Genomic DNA, 18,611 nt, shown 5'->3' on the forward strand with positions numbered 1-18,611 from the left:
AGCTACCGTGTCTGGCCATGCAGGGCTACACCGAGGTCGAGCGCCGAACGGAGCAAGCGCCTTAGCAGGCCGTTTAAATACCCCCGCCGATCCGTCACGATATAGCCATCCGATCCAGAGACACGAAGAGCGCATGCGAGGCACCGACAGCTACAACGAATCCCTGTTCAGCACCGTGAGACTGGAGGAGTTCGTACCGCAGACTCATCCGCTGCGCCCGATCCGGACGTGGATGAACGAGGCGCTGTCGAAGATGGATACGAAGTTCTCGGCCATGTACGAAGCGGACATCAAAGGCGGCCGTCCGAGCATTGCGCCGGAGAAACTGATGCGGGCAATGCTGCTTCAAGTGCTGTACAGCATCCGCAGTGAGCGACAACTGGTCGAGCAGATTTCGTACAACGTGCTGTTTCGCTGGTTCGTCGGCCTGTCGATTGAGGAAGCGGTGTGGAATCACTCGGTGTTCAGCAAGAACCGGGATCGGCTGATCGAATTCGATGCGGTGACCGACCTGTTCAACGCGACAGTGGAAACGGCACATAAACGCGGCTTGCTGTCGGGCGAGCATTTCAGCGTCGACGGCACCATGATTCATGCGTGGGCCAGCCACAAGAGCATCCGCCGGAAGGATGGCGGGGACGATGATCGCCCGCCGGGCAACTGGCATGGCGAATCGCGCAGCAACGAAACGCATGAGTCGAAGAGTGACGGAGAAAGTCGGCTCTATCGCAAGAGCCATGCCGCGCCAGCCTTGCCGAGTTATCTGGGCCATGTGCTGACGGACAACCGGCATGGGTTGGTGGTGAACGTTCAGGCTAGCGAAGCGAATGGCCGGGCGGAACGCGAAGTGGCGGCGGACATGCTACGGGATGTATCGGGTTCGGGCGTGCGGATTACGGTGGGTGCGGACAAGGCGTACGACACACGTGGATTTGTGAAGGCTTGCCGTGAATACAATGTGACGCCGCACGTCGCACGTAATACGAAGCGAACGGGCGGAAGTGCCATCGACGGCCGGACAACGCGACACCCCGGCTATGCGCTGAGCCAGCGCAAACGGAAATGCATTGAACAGTGCTTCGGCTGGGGTAAGCAGATCGTGCCAATTCGACAGGTGATGGTGCGGGGGCTGGAGAAAGTCGATCAGTTGCTCACACTGACGATGGCAGCCTACAACCTGACGCGACTGCGAGCGTTGGGATTTGCGCGTCCAGAGGGCGCGTAATGCAAGAAATCGGTCGGGAAATGCGCTCGCCGGACGGATGCCAGCGCTGAATCCGGCGCCACGCAACAAAATCTCGGTGTCGTTGCGCGAATTCATGTCATCTGCGAGATCGGCCTGAATCCGATCGATGGGTATTTCAACGGCCTGCTAGGCGCGATTCGGCAATCCGCTTCAGCTCATCGGGAGTTGAAGCAGATTCAGCCAGCTGCTTGAGCAAATCAGCGGCTCTGTTTTCGTCTTTTGGGCCACCGTCGCCAAGCGTCAAACTCGTCGCGAGGTTAAGTATTGACCGGGGCAGCCCTCGCGCCGCCAAAGCCTCGAGGAGGTGACGGGCCACTTCCGGCTCTCGGGTTCGGTTGCCGCTTAGCAACTCATCAGCAAGCGATTCTACAAACCTCAACGAGCTCTCGTTTTTCGTTCCGTGTATGCCAGCGATGAGCGCTAGTTCGAAGTGGCCAACGGGATCGTGGGCGGCGTGTGCCAGCGTGCTCAGCGCGTCTTGGAAATTCAGATCATCCTTTGAGCCTGCGAACGGCGTTTGTGGCCGGTCCCCGCACTCTTCTTGCGCATGCGCGGCCGATGGTCGCCACCATCGGACAAAGTCGTCCGCGGATTCACCGTGAAGATCAACTAACGATGCGGCCAATTGCGACGCCTGATATACGCGCCTCTCGGTTACTGTCGCGCCGTCACATGCCTCATCGAGCGCGGAGGCTGCTTTGGTGCCCAGCTTGCTGTGGAGGTCGGCCCAGTCTTTATAGCCGAAGACCTCGGAGGTCACCTGTCGCGCCTGGGATTCCTTTAGCGAAAGGCGGTATTTGAGCCGATCGGCGGCCCGTGTCGGGATCGATGTGCTCTGAAAGTGGATACGCATGCCTTCTCCTAATCTCAGGGTGAGCAGAAACGGGAAACGGGGTCACATATTTTCCCGAACTCGGACCTGAAGTGACGAGCCGGCAGGTCCACCAAGAGGCTCCGTGTGCTGCGGGCAACCTTAATGTGGCTAATCACGGACCGGCCATGATAGTTGTCGCACGGGGGGCAGTCATAATTGACAATCTACGCTTTTACCTTGGAAGCCGCCAATTCCCTTTCGCGGGCTCGAGCGGCCGGAGAGGGTCGTCTGCTGACCTCCCAACGGGAACCAAGCCGCCGTTCGAACTTGTCGCGGGGCCGACGTCGGCAATGCTGATCACAGCAGCCGTTGGCCGATGCTCGTGCCAACGGCGGGTTTGGCCGACAACTTGCCGACCAACTCGGAGAGGAGAGTGTCCGTTGCGCCCCGGAAGCTGTCATTGCGGCGCACGGAGCCAGGGTGACGGGTCAGGGTCGAGAGCGTGAATTCTCTGATGCGGGAAGCTGCCGTCCGGCTGCTCGGTGCCGCCAGCGTCAACAACCTGCCACGTTGCTGACATAGAACCCAGACCTCCCCAATGTCTGCAAAGGCCGATGACTTGTCGGCGAGTGCCGGCGCGGAATGACCGTTCCACTCCGCTAACAGCCATCGGTCATGTGCAGCAACGAACGGCTGGGATGGGTCGACACCGGTCCGATCACCGATCATCGCAAGCGTGATTGCCGTGATAAGGAGACAGTTATCACGGATTGACGGCCTCAGATCTTCTCGGGCGCACGTGCTACGCGCGAAAGATCGCGGCTCCATGATTGACATGCTGCCAGCGCACCTGTTAGTGGATCAGCGGATGAAGAGCGCTCATCGCACTTTCGCTCGAGGTGACACTGCGCTCGGAGATGCCCTGGTCGATTCGCCGGACATGGTTCACCAGTTCGAGGAGGCCGTCGACGCTGAACAAAGTGTCGTCGCGGCTGTCGGCGTGCAGCAGGATTTCGCGGCACAGCAGCTGAAGCTCCCAGACATAGAGTTCGAACCATTGCCCTTGGCGAACCGAAATTTTCACTACGCCTGAGACATCAGCCAAGCGCTGACAGGCCCAGATGCGCTCGAGGGATAAGCGCAGCGCGAGCGGTCTCAGCTGATTGCGGAACGGCTTGTACAGGTCGTAGATGCCCATTGATCCCCAGACGGGCAATGGACTGATCACAGTGCGGCTGCTGGTGAAGCGAGTCGGCCAGTCGACCTAGCCGGATCGGGCAGTTTGGAACATTCAACACAGCTTTGGGGATCATTGACACGAATGGCTCAGCTGAGCGACCTCCGCGCACGGTTAAAGCTGGCGGCTTCTGCAGCGCGTGTGATCGCGCGTCGGATCGGCTCTTCGAAAACAGACGTCTGCAAAATCATCCCGCTAGCGATCATTGGTCAAGACATCGGTGGCTGTCCCGTCTCCGGCAGCGAAAGTGCGTTTCACATTGCGGGATTTACATCGAGTTTCCGCGCGATCATCATTTTGCCGCTTGAAAACATGTTTTACATCGCAAAATTTGGAGCGTATCTCCTTGAAATATAATAGTAAATTATGTCTTATGTCTTATATAAGACTCTGCCCAGACGGCGCTACTATCTAGTCATGCAGCTCGCTTCGAAAGACGTAGCGACAAGCTGAACGATTTAGACAAACGCGCTTTGCTCTTAGGAGATACACATGGCCCAATATCAAGACGACATCAAGGCAGTTGCTGGTTTGAAAGAGAATCACGGCAGCGCCTGGAATGCCATCAACCCCGAGTATGCCGCGCGCATGCGTGCTCAAAACAAATTCAAGACGGGCCTGGACATCGCCAGGTACACCGCCAGAATCATGCGCGCCGACATGGCCGCCTACGATGCCGACCCGTCGAAGTACACCCAGTCGCTGGGCTGCTGGCATGGCTTCATCGGCCAGCAGAAGATGATCTCGATCAAGAAACACTTCAACAGCACCGAGCGCCGCTACCTTTACCTGTCCGGCTGGATGGTGGCCGCGCTGCGCTCCGAGTTCGGCCCGCTGCCGGACCAGTCGATGCACGAAAAAACCTCCGTCAGCGCGCTCATCCGCGAGCTGTACACCTTCCTGCGCCAGGCCGACGCCCGTGAATTGGGCGGCCTGTTCCGCCAGCTGGATGCTGCTGAAGGCTCTGCCAAGGCCGCGATCCAGGAAAAAATCGACAACCACGTCACCCATGTCGTGCCCATCATCGCTGACATCGACGCGGGTTTCGGCAACGCGGAAGCAACCTATCTGCTGGCCAAGCAGTTCATCGAAGCGGGCGCATGCTGCATTCAGATCGAAAACCAGGTGTCCGACGAGAAGCAGTGCGGCCACCAGGATGGCAAAGTCACCGTGCCTCACGAGGACTTCCTTGCCAAGATTCGCGCCATCCGCTACGCCTTCCTGGAGCTGGGCGTGGACGACGGCATCATCGTGGCCCGTACCGACTCTCTGGGCGCCGGCCTGACCAAGCAGATCGCCGTGACCAGCACGCCGGGCGACCTGGGCGACCAATACAATTCCTTCCTCGATTGCGAAGAGTTGTCGGCCGACGAACTGGGCAATGGCGACGTCATCATCAAGCGTGACGGCAAGCTGCTGCGTCCCAAGCGCCTGCCTAGCAACCTGTTCCAGTTCCGCGCCGGCACGGGCGAAGCACGCTGCGTACTGGATTGCATCACCGCGCTGCAAAACGGCGCTGACCTGCTGTGGATCGAAACCGAAAAGCCGCACATCGCCCAGATCGGCGGCATGGTCAGCGAGATTCGCAAGGTCATCCCGAACGCCAAGCTGGTGTACAACAACAGCCCTTCGTTCAACTGGACCCTGAATTTCCGTCAGCAGACGTATGACGCGATGAAGGCCGCGGGCAAGGATGTATCGGCATACGATCGCGCCCAGTTGATGAGCGTGGAATACGACCAGACCGAATTGGCGAAGCTCTCCGACGAAAAGATCCGGACCTTCCAGGCCGACGCGTCGCGCGAAGCCGGTATCTTCCACCACCTGATTACGCTGCCGACGTACCACACCGCCGCACTGTCGACCGACAACCTGGCCAAGGAATATTTCGGCGACCAGGGCATGCTGGGTTATGTGGCCGGTGTGCAGCGTAAAGAGATCCGTCAGGGCATCGCCTGCGTCAAGCATCAGAACATGTCCGGCTCGGATATCGGCGACGACCACAAGGAGTATTTCAGCGGCGAAGCAGCCCTGAAGGCAGCAGGCAAAGACAACACCATGAACCAGTTCTGATACCAGCAATACCCCAAGCAAAACGCCAACCCAAGAGGGTTGGCGTTCCTTTATGCTGCGAGATAGCTCGCAGCATTCGGCCCGCCGATTCTCGGGCCTTTCTTCCTGGGTGCGCCATTTCCGGTTAAAAAGTCGGACGCCCGCAAATTGTCCAATTCACACTTCAAGTTTTGTCCTGCTGCGCCGTTAGCGCAGACATGGACAAAGAGACCGCTCAACAGATTGCAAGCGCCGCGCATCATGCTGCGCAGGCCATCGTCCGTACTCGCTTCGATCTTCCTGTCCCCCGTCAAGACCAACTATACAACCGCGTCTACCTTGGTCTGCTCGAAGACTCTGCAGGGCAAGGAAACCTCGCCGAGTTGCTGGCCGCTCTCGCTCGTCCGTAATATCCACCCACGAAATATGAAACGTTTTGCTGGCGTTATCATTCTGGCTCTGTTGACATCGCATCGCAATCCGGGCATCGTCTGCCGTCCGCTGACGACGGAACAGAACAACGCCCTGGCGACGACGCCCGTTGAAGACCTTCTCAATCTGAAGCTACTTCGGCTCGATCAGGTGAAGGATTCTCTCCATGCCTATCAGCTATCCAAGCGGGCAAACTCTCTACGCGTGATGTTCGAGGCTGTTCGTTGGGGCAAGCGCGGCGCGCGGGTCAATACGATTAGTCCCGGCATCATCATGACTCCGCTGGCGAAAGACGAATTGTCTGGTCCACGCGGCGCAGGCTATCAACGCATGATCGACGGCTGCCCGGCGAAACGTGCTGGCACGCCGGACGAGGTTGGAAATGTCGCGGCGCTGCTGATGGGGCGCGAAGGCGCTTTCATCACTGGCAGCGACGTTCTGATGGACGGTGGTGTCACCGCATCGTACTGGTTTGGAGAACTGGCGCCTCAATAGCGGTCGCTGCCGCGACGTCCGTCCTCACGACACGTTGACTCTGGTCGGAGCCGGGGCAGTGAAAGACGCCCAGGTCGCGCAGCACTACACCTGCACGCGATGCGGCGCCGCATTTGCGCGTATCCTCAAAGGCGAGCCGCGAAAACAAGTCTGGGTGCTGCTGAACGCGGGGCAACATTGAGCTGGAGCGCGCGCCCTTGCTAACAAGCTGCTTAAAGAACAAGAGTCCTGAATTGCCGCGCCGACCCTCGGAGGCAACCACCCAAGCGGCGCAAACGGCGGCGGAGATAGCCATGTGGACTTGCCGAAACTGCAATGCGCGCTTCTCGTTCAATCAGGTCGAAGCCCAAATCGACGAAAGCGGATTCTTTTTTATTTGTCGCGACTGTGACTACCGAAATAACCTGGTGAACATGGGTCCAGATGCGGCGGGCCGGCCGCAGCTTATCCAGCGCGACGACAAGTAGAGCAACTTTTCGGAGGCGGCCATGCAATTCGACTATAGGGAGTTTCACATCAACGCGTCGCCTCTTGATGAAGGCGGCCGTTACTACGCTCGAGCAAAGATCTACCGGCGCGCCTCGGCGACCGGAGACTCCGTCGAAGTGAAATATTCGGGCGACCTCGGTGACTATCCCTCCGACGCGGACGCGATCGAAGCGGCGCAGCGTTGGGCGATGCAGTGGTGCGACAACAACTCCGGATAGGGCACGGGTACGGATTCCTCGAAACGGCTCAGATTTGCCGATGATTCGGTCTCCGTGAGCCGGCTTCGGAAAAGCGCCGCGAAACGGCCTCGCGCCAGTACTTTCTGTTCGTTCATGCTGTCGTTGTCCTTGCGGTTAGATCGGTCGCCGCACATGTGGTCGACCAGTGCTTCGTCGCCTTCCGTTTGTTGGAGGTCGAGCGGAATCTGTTTCGCGTAGAACGCTGCTTCGTGCTGCAGCTCCGCGGAGGGCGATCGATCGTTTCTTCGCGCTCCTTGCCAGTGTTCTGGTACGAAACGATGCAGTCATCGGGCAGGCCGCCGTTCGCTTCGAGGATCTGATGCAGCATGTAGCCGCTCGTGCGGCCGCAACTGAATCAAATCTGCGTGGCTCCGTCGATGACGTATGGATCGCTCATATGCTGGTGCTCTTTATCAGGTTGCGCAGCCACGGCGCGGCGTATGGGTCGATCTCGTTGTAATAGGCAGTCATGCTAGGATTTATCCAAAACCCGTGGCGAGACTGTCATGACCAGCAACAATTTCTCGTACAAAGAAGTCACCTATAGCGTTTATGTGACGCAACAAAAGGACGGAAGGTGGGACTGGGCATACACGTTGACGAAGCCGCCCATCTACTGGAAAAACCCTGAAACGCCAGCGGCAACCCCAGAGCAGGCGATCGAAGAGGCGCGTTTCGACGCGGAGCGTCGGATCGATGCGATGAAGTGAGCCGTTGAAAATGACGCGGAGGTCTGGTTGTCTGCCAAACGCGTCTCGCTTGATTGGTTTGAAAGCATACGGCTATGCCGTGTGTCCGTAGAACTCGCAACGACCGTTTGGGCTATCGAACTGCTGCAGGACGCTGGCGAACTAGCAATGCTATTCACCGACGGGGGGGCGACTGGATTATCAGTCTCCGATTGTTCGCGGAATACACGACAATTGCGTCGCGAGGTTGGCGACGTGGCGCTATGAGATGTAGCCTGCCGTCGCCGCGATTTGTCGCGTAGGGTTGTCGGAAGTCGACCGATAAGGGAGCTTCGTCTTGTCCAGCAGCGGCCATTCAAATATTGCATCATTGCCAGCATAATCAACAAAAGTGATTGCTTACCGACCGATCCATGTCCCCAGAAGAGATCAACGCAGGATGCTCCGAGCTATTTGATGCGTGGTGCGAACGTCGTGCCGTTCGCCCTTTGCGACATCTGCTCTCCGCATGGCCACTGACAAGTGGCCTAACGGACGATTGGGGTGCGCTTCGCGATGCTTTACGAACAGTGCGAGCAGATTGTCATGCGGAGATTCCCAATACGGAACTTGGCCGAGTTGAGGACTTAATCCGCGCTGTCGAATTCATCGTCTTTCGGTAATGAATTGCCTATTGACCAGCATCGCCAGAAATCCAGGTTCGAACGACGACATCAACAGTGGCCGCAACAGTATTCCAATCGTCAGGATCGAGACCGTGTGCGTCGATCCCGTTCAGCGCTTCGGCAGCCAATTGCTCCGAGCGGGCAGCCGACATGTTAGAGCGCTCTCGGATGAGCCTCGCCGTTCATTGCAAGGTTTCCGAGCTGTAGCGCTGAGTCATTTCGATTTTCCCGTTCTCAGTCCCCTCGCAAGATCGTAAATTTCGCTACGAAGCTTATCGAAAAGCCCCTTGTCGCACACGTCGAGCAGCACTCCGGCGCCACCATTACTTCGCTGCAAAACGACGTCGTTCAGGCTCCCCATTCCTCCGTATGCGGAAAGCAAATGTTCGAGTCCATAGCCATCCAAAGAGCGAATCAGCCTCGCGTCCTTGGTCAACCATTCCGCGCATCGAACCTGTCCGTAGGAGCGAAGCAGTGCTTCCGCCTGATCAAGCATTTGGGCAAGAGCGTCTATTTCTGAAGGCATTAACGTTCCTCGACATTGAGGGTTGCTGCAAGTGTGATGCTTTATCCAAACGCAGGAGCAAGCCGATTGTCAACGACCTAAGCCACGTTGGCGAGTGCCCGTTTCTGGAGTCTTACGCTTTGAGCGTTAGGCGCTCGCCGCCGCTCGACAACAATTGCGCAACAGAAGCCGAAGGTTCCGTGTCAGCAAATAGTCGATCGTATCGGAGCACAAAAGCGGTTCTGCTATCCGATTGACTTCGTTGGTCACGTAGATTGTCCGGCCCGTAAGAGCGCGCTGCCGCTCCGGCCGACGAGACATAGAAGCGTATGCAACTATCTTGCGCGCGCGGTTCTATTCCATCACGTCAGAGACTTGGGATGCGCAACGTCCCAATTTAAAACACATGCGGCGCTCTGGGGTCTTCCAGGCGTCCGATTTTGCGACATTGGTCAGCGGCGTTGCAGAGTCACGTTTGTCATCCACGTGTGGTTTCCCTTGCGCTTCATGTCAATGGCGCCGCATGTGGCGATTGCGTCGTCATTGGCACAGACGTTGCATGATGACCGACTCGAGAAAGATCGCAAGAGTTGTAGGGAACGAGAGTCCGGCAGTTATTTCCACCCAACGCTGAAACTCGAACCTTGCTTGTCGAGTGCAGGCAGTCGGGGCGGAAACGAATGGGTGCTGCTTTCGCTCCAGCATGGATTGACATGTACGCACTGTCCGTCTGCACGGGGTCGCCGACAGTAAGTGGGCGTCATTTCATCTCCCGGAAGGATGGGCTGACGGTGTCGTGATTGCGTCGGATCTTCTGTGCGCCGCAGTCGGGGCTCGCGTCTTCGCAAAGATCGAGATACATCGTGATGACAATCCTGACTCACGAAGAGGCGATCCCAATGGTCCGCAGGTCGCCCGTTCAACGCCTGCCTGGAGGAGATACATCGTGAAAGCTGCTGTCCTGCATCAGTACGACGAGTCGTTGAGCCGCGACGAGTTCGTGCGCTACGAAGATGTCGCCGATCCGAAGATCGAACGAACTACGGACGTTATCGTGCGTATCGGTGGCGCTGGTGTTTGCCGAACTGATCTCCACGTAGTGGAGGGTATCTGGCGCAGCAAGGTGGACGTGGCGCTGCCCTATATCATGGGGCATGAGAATGCCGGCTGGGTCGAAGCGGTGGGAAGCGGTGTCGAGAGCGTGAAGGTTGGCGATGCGGTGATCTGCCATCCGCTGGTGACAAGCGGGCATTGTCTCGCATGTCGGCGCGGCGACGATATGCATGCGACCGACAGCCGGTTTCCCGGCATCAACGCCAACGGCGGCTACGCACAGTACCTGTTGACGGGCGAACGCTCACTGATCAGGTTGCCGAAATCGCTTGCGCCGAAGGACGTCGCGCCTTACACCGACGCCGGGCTGACTGCGTATCGCGCTGCCAAAAAGGCATCGCGTCATCTGCTGCCGGGTCAGTTCTCAGTGGTGATCGGCGCCGGCGGTCTGGGGCACATCGGCATCCAGGTGTTGAAGGCTTTGTGCGCGGCCGAAATCATTGTGGTCGACCGCTCCGACGTCGCGCTGCAACTTGCGAAGGAATGCGGTGCGCACCACACGATCAAGGCCGACGGCCACGAGGTGGCGAGCGTTCTGGAGTTGACGGGCGGCAACGGCGCAGAGGCGGTCATCGACTTCGTCGGCGAAGGCGATGCGATTGCCAAGGGCCTCGCGATGACCCGCAACGCCGGGTTCTACTACATCGTCGGCTATGGCGGGAAGATCGAGTTGCCGACGATCGACATGATCACCAGCGAGAAGACCATTGTTGGCAACCTGGTCGGCACCTACGCCGAACTCGTCGAGTTGATGGCGCTCGCCGATCGTGGACTCGTCCATCTGGCCACCCGCGAATACCGTCTGAGTGAGGCGAACCAGGCGCTCAAAGACCTGCACCATGGCAAGGTGAAGGGCAGGGCTGTGCTGATTCCGTAGCGGATAGGTCTTAAGGGGAACGGCCGTGATATCACAGAGAAACATAACACCCCTATTTTTCGAGCGCGTGCGTCTGGTCATCGCATTGACCGACGTCAACTCCCGACACTTGCGCGGCGAGAGCCGTCGCGCGGGCGCGGAGATCGAACTGGCGTGTGCGCTGGAATCCGGGAAGCGCGAAGGCGCGTCGCCCGATGAAACGCACGATATCGCGCAATTACGGGAGCGACTGCGCGATGCCGAGCACAGCTTGCAGGCGATCGAATCCGAGCGTGGCCGGCTCGAGAGCGAACTGGCCGATTTCGACGCGACGGTGCCGCGTGCGAACGGGCGGGACTGGCAATGAACCGGATCCCGATTACGGTTCTCACCGGGTTTCTCGGCGCCGGCAAGACCACGCTTCTCAATCGCATTCTGCGCGAGCAGCATGGCCGGCGCTATGCGGTGATTGTCAACGAGTACGGCGCGATCGGTATCGATGGCGGCCTGGTCGTGGGCGCTGAAGACGAGGTCGTCGAACTGAACAACGGTTGCGTCTGTTGCAAGGTGCGTGGTGATCTGATCCGCGTGGTGTCGGGGCTGATCAGGCGCAAGAGCGGTTTCGACGGGATCCTGATTGAAATGTCCGGCCTCGCGGACCCCGCGCCCGTCGTTCAGACGTTCTTCGTCGACGACCTCATCCGTCAACACACCCGGCTCGACAGCGTGATTTGCGTCGCGGATGCCTGTCATCTACATATGCATCTGGCCGATAGTCGGGAGGCAGCGGAGCAACTCGCACAAGCTGACGTCGTGCTGCTCAATAAGGCCGACCTTGTCGGCACAGCGGAGCTCGCGTCGGTGAAGGAGGCCATCCACCGCATCAACCCGACTGCCGAGATGCTGCAGGGCGTCAGGTGCGCGGTTGCGCTTTCGACGCTGCTCGATCGCGGTGCGTTCGATCTCAAGCGTCTGCATCTGGCCGCACCCCAACCTGGAGGCAGCGAGTTTGCGCGCGGCGAGCGCAGCTGGCGCTATGTTCCAGTCAATCCGCGTGCGGCTGTCGATCTGGGACGGCACAGTCACGGGATAGACAGCGTGTCGCTGCGCGTCGATACATCTCTCGAGCGCACGCGCTTCCTCTCGTGGCTGCGGCAGCTGGTGGTCGAACAAGGCCGGGATCTGTTGCGGGCGAAAGGTATTGTCGACCTCGCGGGATCGGAGCGCCGCTTCGTGTTTCAGGGGGTGCACATGACGATGGACACCGATTTCGACCGGCCATGGCGAGCCGACGAACATCGTGACAGCCGTTTGGTGTTCATCGGTCGAAACCTCGACCGGCGCGACCTGCGCGAGAGCATCCGATACTGCGAGATCGACTCATGAACGCACCGCCGACTCTGATCGAACTGCTTGGGGCGCGCTGGATAACAGAGGCCCCTGTGGTGGCGGCTGTTTGGGACGCCGCGGGCCAATACGCCGGATTCGCACTGGGCGACGGCACGCTGGCGCTCGCTGCCGGCACGTGGGACGGTGGCCCGCGACTCAAGCCGCGCGAGCACGGCGGCGTCGAGTTCACGCAAGCGCTAGCGCCACCCGCACCGCTGAGACGTTTCAGCGTGCACGACGGCACCTGTCTCGCGCTGGCCGCCAATTGCGCAGGTGGCTTTCTCAGCGGTGGCGACGACGGCCGGCTTGTCCACCTCGCCGCCGATGGCGCCAGCGAAGTACTCGTGGATACGGGCGGCGAATGGATCGACCTCGTGACGACCCGTTCAGCCGGAGGCTATGCCTATGCAACCGGCCGCCGCGTCCACTTGTCTGGGACGAAGCCGGACGTGCTGACGTTGCCCGGTTCGGCGACCGCGCTTGCCTTCGATACGGACGGCGCGCAGTTGGCCATCTCCCATCATGGCGGAGTCACGCTATGGTCCGCTGACACGCATGAACACTGCCGTCTGACGTGGCCCGGTTATCACCGCACCGTCGCGTGGAGCCCGGACAGCCGCTATCTGGTGAGCGGCATGGAGGAGAACGCGCTGCACGGCTGGCGTCTCTCCGACGGCGGCGACATCGAAATGGGTGGCTATCCTGGGCAACCGCGCTCACTGTCGTTTTCCGCGGACGGTCGCTTTCTCGCCACAAGCGGCGGATTGCGTGCCGTCTGCTGGCGCTTCGATCCGCCCGGCCGCGACGGACAGCCGCATGAGTGCGGCATGGCGGGCAAGACGCCCGTCAGCCAGGTTGCCTGTCACCCCGCGCATCCGCTGATCGCGGTGGGTTATCACAACGGTGCGGTGCTGCTATGTCAACCGGGCAGCAATGATGCGCTCTTCATCAGGAATCCCGGTGGCGGTCCTGTTAGCGCGATCGCCTGGTCGCCCGATGGAGAACGCCTCGCGCTCGGTACGGAGGAGGGCGAACTCGCTCTGGTGTTCTTGCCGGATGTGTTGTTCCGCTTCCGCAGTGCGGCGTAAACGCGCAGCGAGAGCCACCACATACAACGAAGGAGACGACGATGAACGACCCACACCCGTCCAAGGATCTGTTTTTCGAGCGGTTGGGCGCGCTCGCCGACGCGATGATTGCGGCCTACGGCAAGGACTTCGCGATGGGCGCACTGGTTCTCGCTGCACGCTTCGTCGCCGAGGGCAGGCAACCTGCCGACACTTCTCCCGGCATGAACTATCAGGGAGAAAGCCGGCGAGGCGTTGCCCCGTAGCTGCTTTGTGTCTGAGCACGTTGCAGGCGTACTCTGACGCATGGAGTCGTACACCGGCATCTAGCAGATTCGTCTGGTTGAAACACGGCGTCCTGAATGTAATAAGGATTACGTATCTGTTCTTCAGCGGACCGCTAATGAAGCCGATGGTGCGCGACGATCAGATTCAGGTTTAAAGACATCGCGGCCTGCGCATTAAGCCGGCGATGCGTAGAAGGGGAAGCAGGCGCCGCGACGAATTGGAAGCGTCCCAACATCGGACAGGTCTGGCGAACACGAATGTCGCATAACACGACAGAGAAGCCTCGCAGGGGATCGCTTAAAGCTTCTTCAGGCCGCCGAGCCTTGTCAATCACGATGCGCAACGACATGGCACGCTTATCGCTCTTAGGGCTGATGTCGACAGGAAAGCGTTGACGTCCCGAAGCGCGAAATGAAAACGACAGGAGGCACGTTCATGAAGAACGGATCTGGACACTCGTGCTTTCAACATTGCTCCCGCCAATTTTCGCCAGCGGCTGCGGCCACGTTTTCGTGTAATTGACTGCGGCCGCTGCATCAGCCGACCACTGCCTTTAGTGGCCTTGCGCTAAGCGGCCCTGCCCGAAGTATCGCCGTTCGACGGTAATCGTGAAGTGGAACCAGGAGAGCCCAATGTCTGATGGATTAACGCTCAACAAGATCACGTCCCAGCGTGGAATCAGTATCGGTGAGGCTGCCCGCCGCGTCGCCGATCTCGGCTGGACGCCCAGTTATGTCCAGGAAGCGATGACCTTCCCGACGGACTACAAGATCAGCAAGGCGCCGCGCGACCCGATGAAACAGGTGCTGCGCTCGTACTTCCCGATGCAGGAGGAAAAGGATAACCGCGTCTATGGCGCGCTCGACGCGGCGTTGCGCGGCGACATGTTTCGCAACGTCCAGCCGCGCTGGGTCGAGTGGATGAAGCTGTTTCTGGCGATCATCCCTTTCCCGGAAATTTCGGCGGCGCGTTCGATGGCAATGCTCGGCCGGCTCGCGCCGGGTGAAGAGTTGCGTACCGGCTTCACGATGCAGATGGTCGACGAATTCCGCCATTCGACGATCCAGATGAATCTGAAGAAGTGGTACATGGAAAACTATATCGATCCCGCCGGGTTCGATATTACGGAAGCGGCATTCGGCAAGTGCTATGCGACCACCATCGGCCGTCAGTTTGCGGAAGGTTTCCTGACGGGTGATGCGGTGACGGCAGCCAACGTGTTTCTGCAGGTTGTTGCGGAGACGGCCTTTACCAACACGCTGTTCGTGGCGATGCCTTCGGAAGCCGCGCGCAACGGCGACTATGCTTTGCCGACGGTCTTTCTGTCGGTGCAGTCAGACGAGAGTCGGCATATCGGCAACGGCCATTCCCTGGTGATGTCGATCATCAACGACCCGGACAATCACCTGTTGCTGGAGCGCGACCTTCGCTATGCCTTCTGGCAAAACCACGCGATCGTCGATGCGGCAATCGGCACGTTCATCGAATACGGCACCGCGGATCGCGACAAAAACAAGGAATCGTACGCCGAGTTGTGGCACCGGTGGATCTACGAGGATTACTACCGCACCTACATGCTTCCTCTGGAAAAGTACGGCATCAAGATCCATCACGACGATGTCGCCGCTGCCTGGGATCGCATCGTCAAGCAGAACTATGTCCACAAGGTCGCGCAGTTCTTCGCCGTCGGCTGGCCGGTCAACTTCTGGCGTATCGAAGCGCAAACCGAAAAGGACTTCGAGTGGTTCGAGCACAAGTACCCCGGCTGGTACGCGGAATTCGGCGACTTCTGGAAGTGGTATGCAAAGAAGAGCGTGCCCGGCGAGACCAACATGCTGTTCGACCAGGAGAACGGCTATGTGTATCCGCATCGCTGCTGGAGTTGCCTCGTGCCATGTCTGATTCGCGAAGACTTCGTCGTCGATGAAGTGGACGGTCAGCTGTACACCTACTGCTCCGAGTTGTGCCGCTGGACCCACAAGGTCGCGTTCGCATCCGAATACGAGGGGCGTCCGACGCCCGCGATGGGACGCTTCAGCGGACGCCGCGAGTGGGAAGAGTGCTACCACGGCTGGGATCTCGCCGATTGCATCAAGGATCTCGGTTTCGTGCGCAGCGACGGCAAGACGTTGGTGCCACAGCCGCATCTGCGGTTCGACGACAAGAACATGTGGACGCTGGACCACGTCAAGGGACACACGATCCAGAGCCCGATTGTTCTGCTGCGTGGCATGACACCGGAACAGCGTGAGAAGCACATTGCCGACTATCGCGCCGGGTTCAGGATCAACCCGGTGAACTGACTCAGCGACGTCGTCCGGAACAGGTGATGCGCCTGTTTCGGGCGTGTCAGGAGCGCACGATGAGCGACACGCAAGAGAAGGGGATCGACATGCCGGATGCGGGCGACGACAAGGTATTTCATACCGTGCGGTTCGAACCGGTCGGCGTCGAAATGACGGTCGCGGAAGGTGAGACGGTGCTCGATGCGGCTTTCCGTCAGGGCATCTCGGTGATGCATGGCTGCAAGGAGGGGCAGTGCAGCAGTTGCAAGTCGCTGCTGGTCGAAGGCGATGTCGAGATGAAGAAGTACTCGACATTCGCGTTGCCTGATTATGAGCGCGAGACCAATCACATTCTGTTGTGCCGGACACTCGCCTACAGCGATCTGACGGTCGAACTGCTCAACTACGATGAAGACCTGATGCGCCGTTCGATAGCGGTCGGCGAATTCGACGCGACGCTGACGAGGATCACCGCGCTGACGCACGACATCCGGTTGCTGGAAGTGGATCTGTCACGGCCACTGCGCTTCTGGGCTGGGCAATATGTGGACCTGACGCTTCCGGGCCCCGGTATTACGCGGTCTTTCTCGATGGCCAGCACACCGAACGGTGAGAGGAAAGTCGAATTCATCATCAGGAAGTACCCGAACGGCGCGTTCTCGTCGCAATTGGACGGCGGCCTGAAGGCCGGCGACAGGCTGGTGGCCAAGGGACCATACGGCACCTGTTTTCGGCGTGAAGACCAGCCGGGACCGATGGTGCTGGTCGGGGGAGGGTCAGGGATGTCCCCGCTGTGGTCGATCCTCAACGATCACCTGGAAAGCGGCGAGCAACGGGCGATCCGTTTTTTCTACGGCGCGCGAAGTCGTCGCGACCTGTTCTATCTGGACGAGTTCGCGGAACTCGAAAATCGGCTGCCCGACTTCCGCTTTATTCCGGCACTGTCGGACGCTGAGCCGGGCGACGACTGGACCGGCGAGACGGGTTTCATCCACGAGGTGCTAGGCCGCACATTGCGTGAGGAATCGCTTGAAGGGGAGATCGACGCGTACACCTGCGGACCGCCGCCGATGATCGATGCGGTGATACCGGTCCTGCAGATGGCGGGTGTCTCGCCCGAGCGGCTCTATTTCGACAAGTTCACCCAGGCCATTCGCTGAGTGGCGCGTTGCCGGCGCCCCCAATCGAAGTTCCGATAACTGAAGGACGAAGGAGGACCAACATGAGCACGTTGCCAGAGCAATCAGCACCGGTGAAGTCAGGCGCCGCTGGTGCGGCCCAGTTTGCCGGCTGGGAGAGCCGCAAGTACAACTACTTCGAGCCGAAGGGGCGCAAGGCGACCCACTACGAGGACATGACCGTCGATGTTCAGCCCGATCCGAAGCGCTATCTGCTTCAGGACTGGATCCTCGCGTTCGCGGATGGCACACCGACCTACTCGGAAACGTGGACGGCAGCGCAATGTACCGACTGGCACAAGTTCCGCGCAGTCGACGAAGAGTGGGAACGTACGCACTATCAGCGGCAGTCGACGATCGTCGGAATGATCACAACCGCCGTCAACAACGCCCGGCGATCGGGTGCGGTGAAGCGTTTCGACAAGACCTGGGTCAAGGTGCTGGAGCAGCATCTGGGCGCATACAAGCATGCGGAGTTCGGTCTGGGCACCTCAACCATGCATGCGCAGCGCTACGGCTACACGCAGATGATCAACAGCGCGATTCTGACGAACGCATCGTACAAGCTGCGGTTCGCTCAGGACTTGACCCTCTACCTCGGCGAGATCGCACTGGACCTGCCAAACGTGGATCTCGACGCCGGCAAGGTGCATTGGCTGACCGATCCGATCTGGCAGGAAACGCGGCGGGCGGTCGAGGCTATCGGCGGCGCGACTGACTTCCTCGAAAAGTACTTTGCAGTGAACGTCGTATTCGAGCCGCTGGTTGCCGATCTGTTTCGTAGCGGTTTCATCATGCAGGTGGCCGCTGCGCAGAACGACTTCCTGACACCCACGGTGGTGTCCGCAGCAGAGGGCGACTACGAGCGAAATCTGGCCAACGCTGTTGAACTGTTCCATATGCTTGCCAACGATCCGAAGCACGGCGAAAGCAACCGCAAGCTGTTCGGCGAATGGCTCGAAAAGCACGGCGCGCTGGCCTCTTCCGCAGCGAAGCAGCTTCAGCCGATCTGGTCGATCCCGCATGTCAAAACGGCGCAGTTCAACGATTGTCTGAGCAACTCGATCGAGCGGGCCGAGATGATCGCCAGAGAAATCGGCATCCACTTTCCATTGGCAATTCAGGCCTGAGCGGTTTCCTGCCCATACGACCTAACCGCAAGAGGAGTACGCAATGTCAGTGCATACCGACAATATCTTCAAGTCGATGAAGGACGTTCGCTTCGAGCAGACGATTTCCCATCAATGCGGCGTCACGATGAACGACAGCGTCGAGGCGCGTGCGATCGCCGAACTGATGGGCCACAAGCCGGGCATCACGGTGACTTATCTGCCCGCGATGATTCGCATCGATGGGCAGGGCAAGATCGAATTCAAGATGGGTGAGATCAGCGAAGCGCTAGGTCGCGAAATGACCCCGCATCTGTTTGAGATATCCACTTCGACCCACTACGGGCGAATGGTGATGATCGATGACGAGACGGTCGTCCTGTTCGGCAATATGGACGACGCGATGGCCTACGAATGAGCACGCCGTGCCACCTCGAATCGCGGCCGGCGCCTGCATATGCGG

The 18,611-nt window shown here is 59.4% G+C and carries 19 protein-coding genes and 1 pseudogene; 16 read left to right on the forward strand and 4 right to left on the reverse strand.

What is annotated here, in order from left to right:
* Positions 1-133 precede the first annotated feature (133 nt).
* The gene (locus tag C2L64_RS20405) at positions 134-1,225 is read left to right on the forward strand and encodes an IS5 family transposase (protein ID WP_007590172.1); all 1,092 of its coding nucleotides are present in this window, start codon (positions 134-136) and stop codon (positions 1,223-1,225) included.
* Positions 1,226-1,361: 136 nt separating this feature from the next.
* On the opposite strand, the gene C2L64_RS20410 is transcribed toward C2L64_RS20405, so the two are convergent.
* On the reverse strand, positions 1,362-2,099 hold the full coding sequence (locus C2L64_RS20410) for an SEL1-like repeat protein (RefSeq protein ID WP_007590175.1): 738 nt from the start codon (positions 2,097-2,099) through the stop codon (positions 1,362-1,364).
* Between the two features lie 814 nt (positions 2,100-2,913).
* The gene (locus tag C2L64_RS20420; RefSeq protein WP_007590179.1) at positions 2,914-3,258 is read right to left on the reverse strand and encodes a hypothetical protein; all 345 of its coding nucleotides are present in this window, start codon (positions 3,256-3,258) and stop codon (positions 2,914-2,916) included.
* 123 nt (positions 3,259-3,381) lie between these two features.
* Here C2L64_RS20420 and C2L64_RS20425 point away from each other — a divergent pair, with 123 nt between their 5' ends.
* From C2L64_RS20425 to C2L64_RS20465, 6 genes and pseudogenes are all read left to right on the forward strand, one after another.
* Positions 3,382-3,654 carry a hypothetical protein gene (locus C2L64_RS20425; RefSeq protein WP_007590181.1) on the forward strand — a complete coding sequence of 91 codons (273 nt, stop codon included), beginning with the start codon at positions 3,382-3,384 and terminating at the stop codon, positions 3,652-3,654.
* 135 nt (positions 3,655-3,789) lie between these two features.
* Positions 3,790-5,370 (forward strand): isocitrate lyase, encoded by a 1,581-nt coding sequence (locus C2L64_RS20430; RefSeq protein WP_007590183.1) that lies wholly within the window; start codon positions 3,790-3,792, stop codon positions 5,368-5,370.
* 197 nt (positions 5,371-5,567) lie between these two features.
* Positions 5,568-5,759: a hypothetical protein gene (locus C2L64_RS56310; protein ID WP_007590188.1), complete on the forward strand. Its 192-nt coding sequence runs from the start codon at positions 5,568-5,570 to the stop codon at positions 5,757-5,759.
* Between the two features lie 57 nt (positions 5,760-5,816).
* Positions 5,817-6,276: pseudogene (locus C2L64_RS56095) on the forward strand (SDR family oxidoreductase); the annotation flags it as partial.
* A 488-nt stretch (positions 6,277-6,764) separates the two neighbouring features.
* Entirely contained in the window at positions 6,765-6,983 is a 219-nt protein-coding gene (locus C2L64_RS20455) for a hypothetical protein (protein WP_007590192.1), read from the forward strand.
* A 527-nt stretch (positions 6,984-7,510) separates the two neighbouring features.
* Entirely contained in the window at positions 7,511-7,714 is a 204-nt protein-coding gene (locus C2L64_RS20465) for a hypothetical protein (protein WP_007590196.1), read from the forward strand.
* A gap of 649 nt (positions 7,715-8,363) precedes the next feature.
* On the opposite strand, the gene C2L64_RS53310 is transcribed toward C2L64_RS20465, so the two are convergent.
* Both C2L64_RS53310 and C2L64_RS20470 read right to left on the reverse strand, forming a co-directional pair.
* Positions 8,364-8,510, reverse strand: coding sequence for a hypothetical protein (locus C2L64_RS53310; RefSeq protein ID WP_158660531.1), 147 nt, complete (start codon positions 8,508-8,510; stop codon positions 8,364-8,366).
* 62 nt (positions 8,511-8,572) lie between these two features.
* On the reverse strand, positions 8,573-8,884 hold the full coding sequence (locus tag C2L64_RS20470; RefSeq protein WP_007590198.1) for a DUF6966 domain-containing protein: 312 nt from the start codon (positions 8,882-8,884) through the stop codon (positions 8,573-8,575).
* A 925-nt stretch (positions 8,885-9,809) separates the two neighbouring features.
* On the opposite strand from C2L64_RS20470, the gene C2L64_RS20480 reads away from it, so the two are divergent.
* The 9 genes from C2L64_RS20480 (at position 9,810) to C2L64_RS20520 (ending at position 18,566) form a co-directional block, all read left to right on the forward strand.
* On the forward strand, positions 9,810-10,853 hold the full coding sequence (locus tag C2L64_RS20480; protein WP_007590200.1) for an NAD(P)-dependent alcohol dehydrogenase: 1,044 nt from the start codon (positions 9,810-9,812) through the stop codon (positions 10,851-10,853).
* A 67-nt stretch (positions 10,854-10,920) separates the two neighbouring features.
* Positions 10,921-11,199: a hypothetical protein gene (locus C2L64_RS20485; protein ID WP_007590202.1), complete on the forward strand. Its 279-nt coding sequence runs from the start codon at positions 10,921-10,923 to the stop codon at positions 11,197-11,199.
* Positions 11,196-12,218, forward strand: a complete 1,023-nt coding sequence (locus C2L64_RS20490) for a CobW family GTP-binding protein (RefSeq protein ID WP_007590203.1) — start codon at positions 11,196-11,198, stop codon at positions 12,216-12,218. The genes C2L64_RS20485 and C2L64_RS20490 overlap by 4 nt, the downstream gene beginning before the upstream one ends.
* Positions 12,215-13,309, forward strand: a complete 1,095-nt coding sequence (locus C2L64_RS20495; protein WP_007590205.1) for a WD40 repeat domain-containing protein — start codon at positions 12,215-12,217, stop codon at positions 13,307-13,309. Before C2L64_RS20490 ends, C2L64_RS20495 begins: the two co-directional genes overlap by 4 nt.
* A 41-nt stretch (positions 13,310-13,350) precedes the next feature.
* Complete coding sequence (locus C2L64_RS20500; RefSeq protein WP_007590206.1) at positions 13,351-13,554, forward strand: hypothetical protein; 204 nt, start codon at positions 13,351-13,353, stop codon at positions 13,552-13,554.
* A 654-nt stretch (positions 13,555-14,208) separates the two neighbouring features.
* The gene (locus C2L64_RS20505; RefSeq protein ID WP_007590207.1) at positions 14,209-15,879 is read left to right on the forward strand and encodes an aromatic/alkene/methane monooxygenase hydroxylase/oxygenase subunit alpha; all 1,671 of its coding nucleotides are present in this window, start codon (positions 14,209-14,211) and stop codon (positions 15,877-15,879) included.
* A gap of 59 nt (positions 15,880-15,938) precedes the next feature.
* Positions 15,939-17,021 carry an NADH:ubiquinone reductase (Na(+)-transporting) subunit F gene (locus C2L64_RS20510; protein WP_079487335.1) on the forward strand — a complete coding sequence of 361 codons (1,083 nt, stop codon included), beginning with the start codon at positions 15,939-15,941 and terminating at the stop codon, positions 17,019-17,021.
* 62 nt (positions 17,022-17,083) lie between these two features.
* On the forward strand, positions 17,084-18,169 hold the full coding sequence (locus C2L64_RS20515; RefSeq protein ID WP_007590210.1) for a ferritin family protein: 1,086 nt from the start codon (positions 17,084-17,086) through the stop codon (positions 18,167-18,169).
* Positions 18,170-18,212: 43 nt separating this feature from the next.
* The gene (locus C2L64_RS20520) at positions 18,213-18,566 is read left to right on the forward strand and encodes an MmoB/DmpM family protein (protein WP_007590215.1); all 354 of its coding nucleotides are present in this window, start codon (positions 18,213-18,215) and stop codon (positions 18,564-18,566) included.
* Positions 18,567-18,611: the final 45 nt, after the last annotated feature.

It is taken from the genome of Paraburkholderia hospita (assembly GCF_002902965.1).
GTDB lineage: Bacteria > Pseudomonadota > Gammaproteobacteria > Burkholderiales > Burkholderiaceae > Paraburkholderia > Paraburkholderia hospita.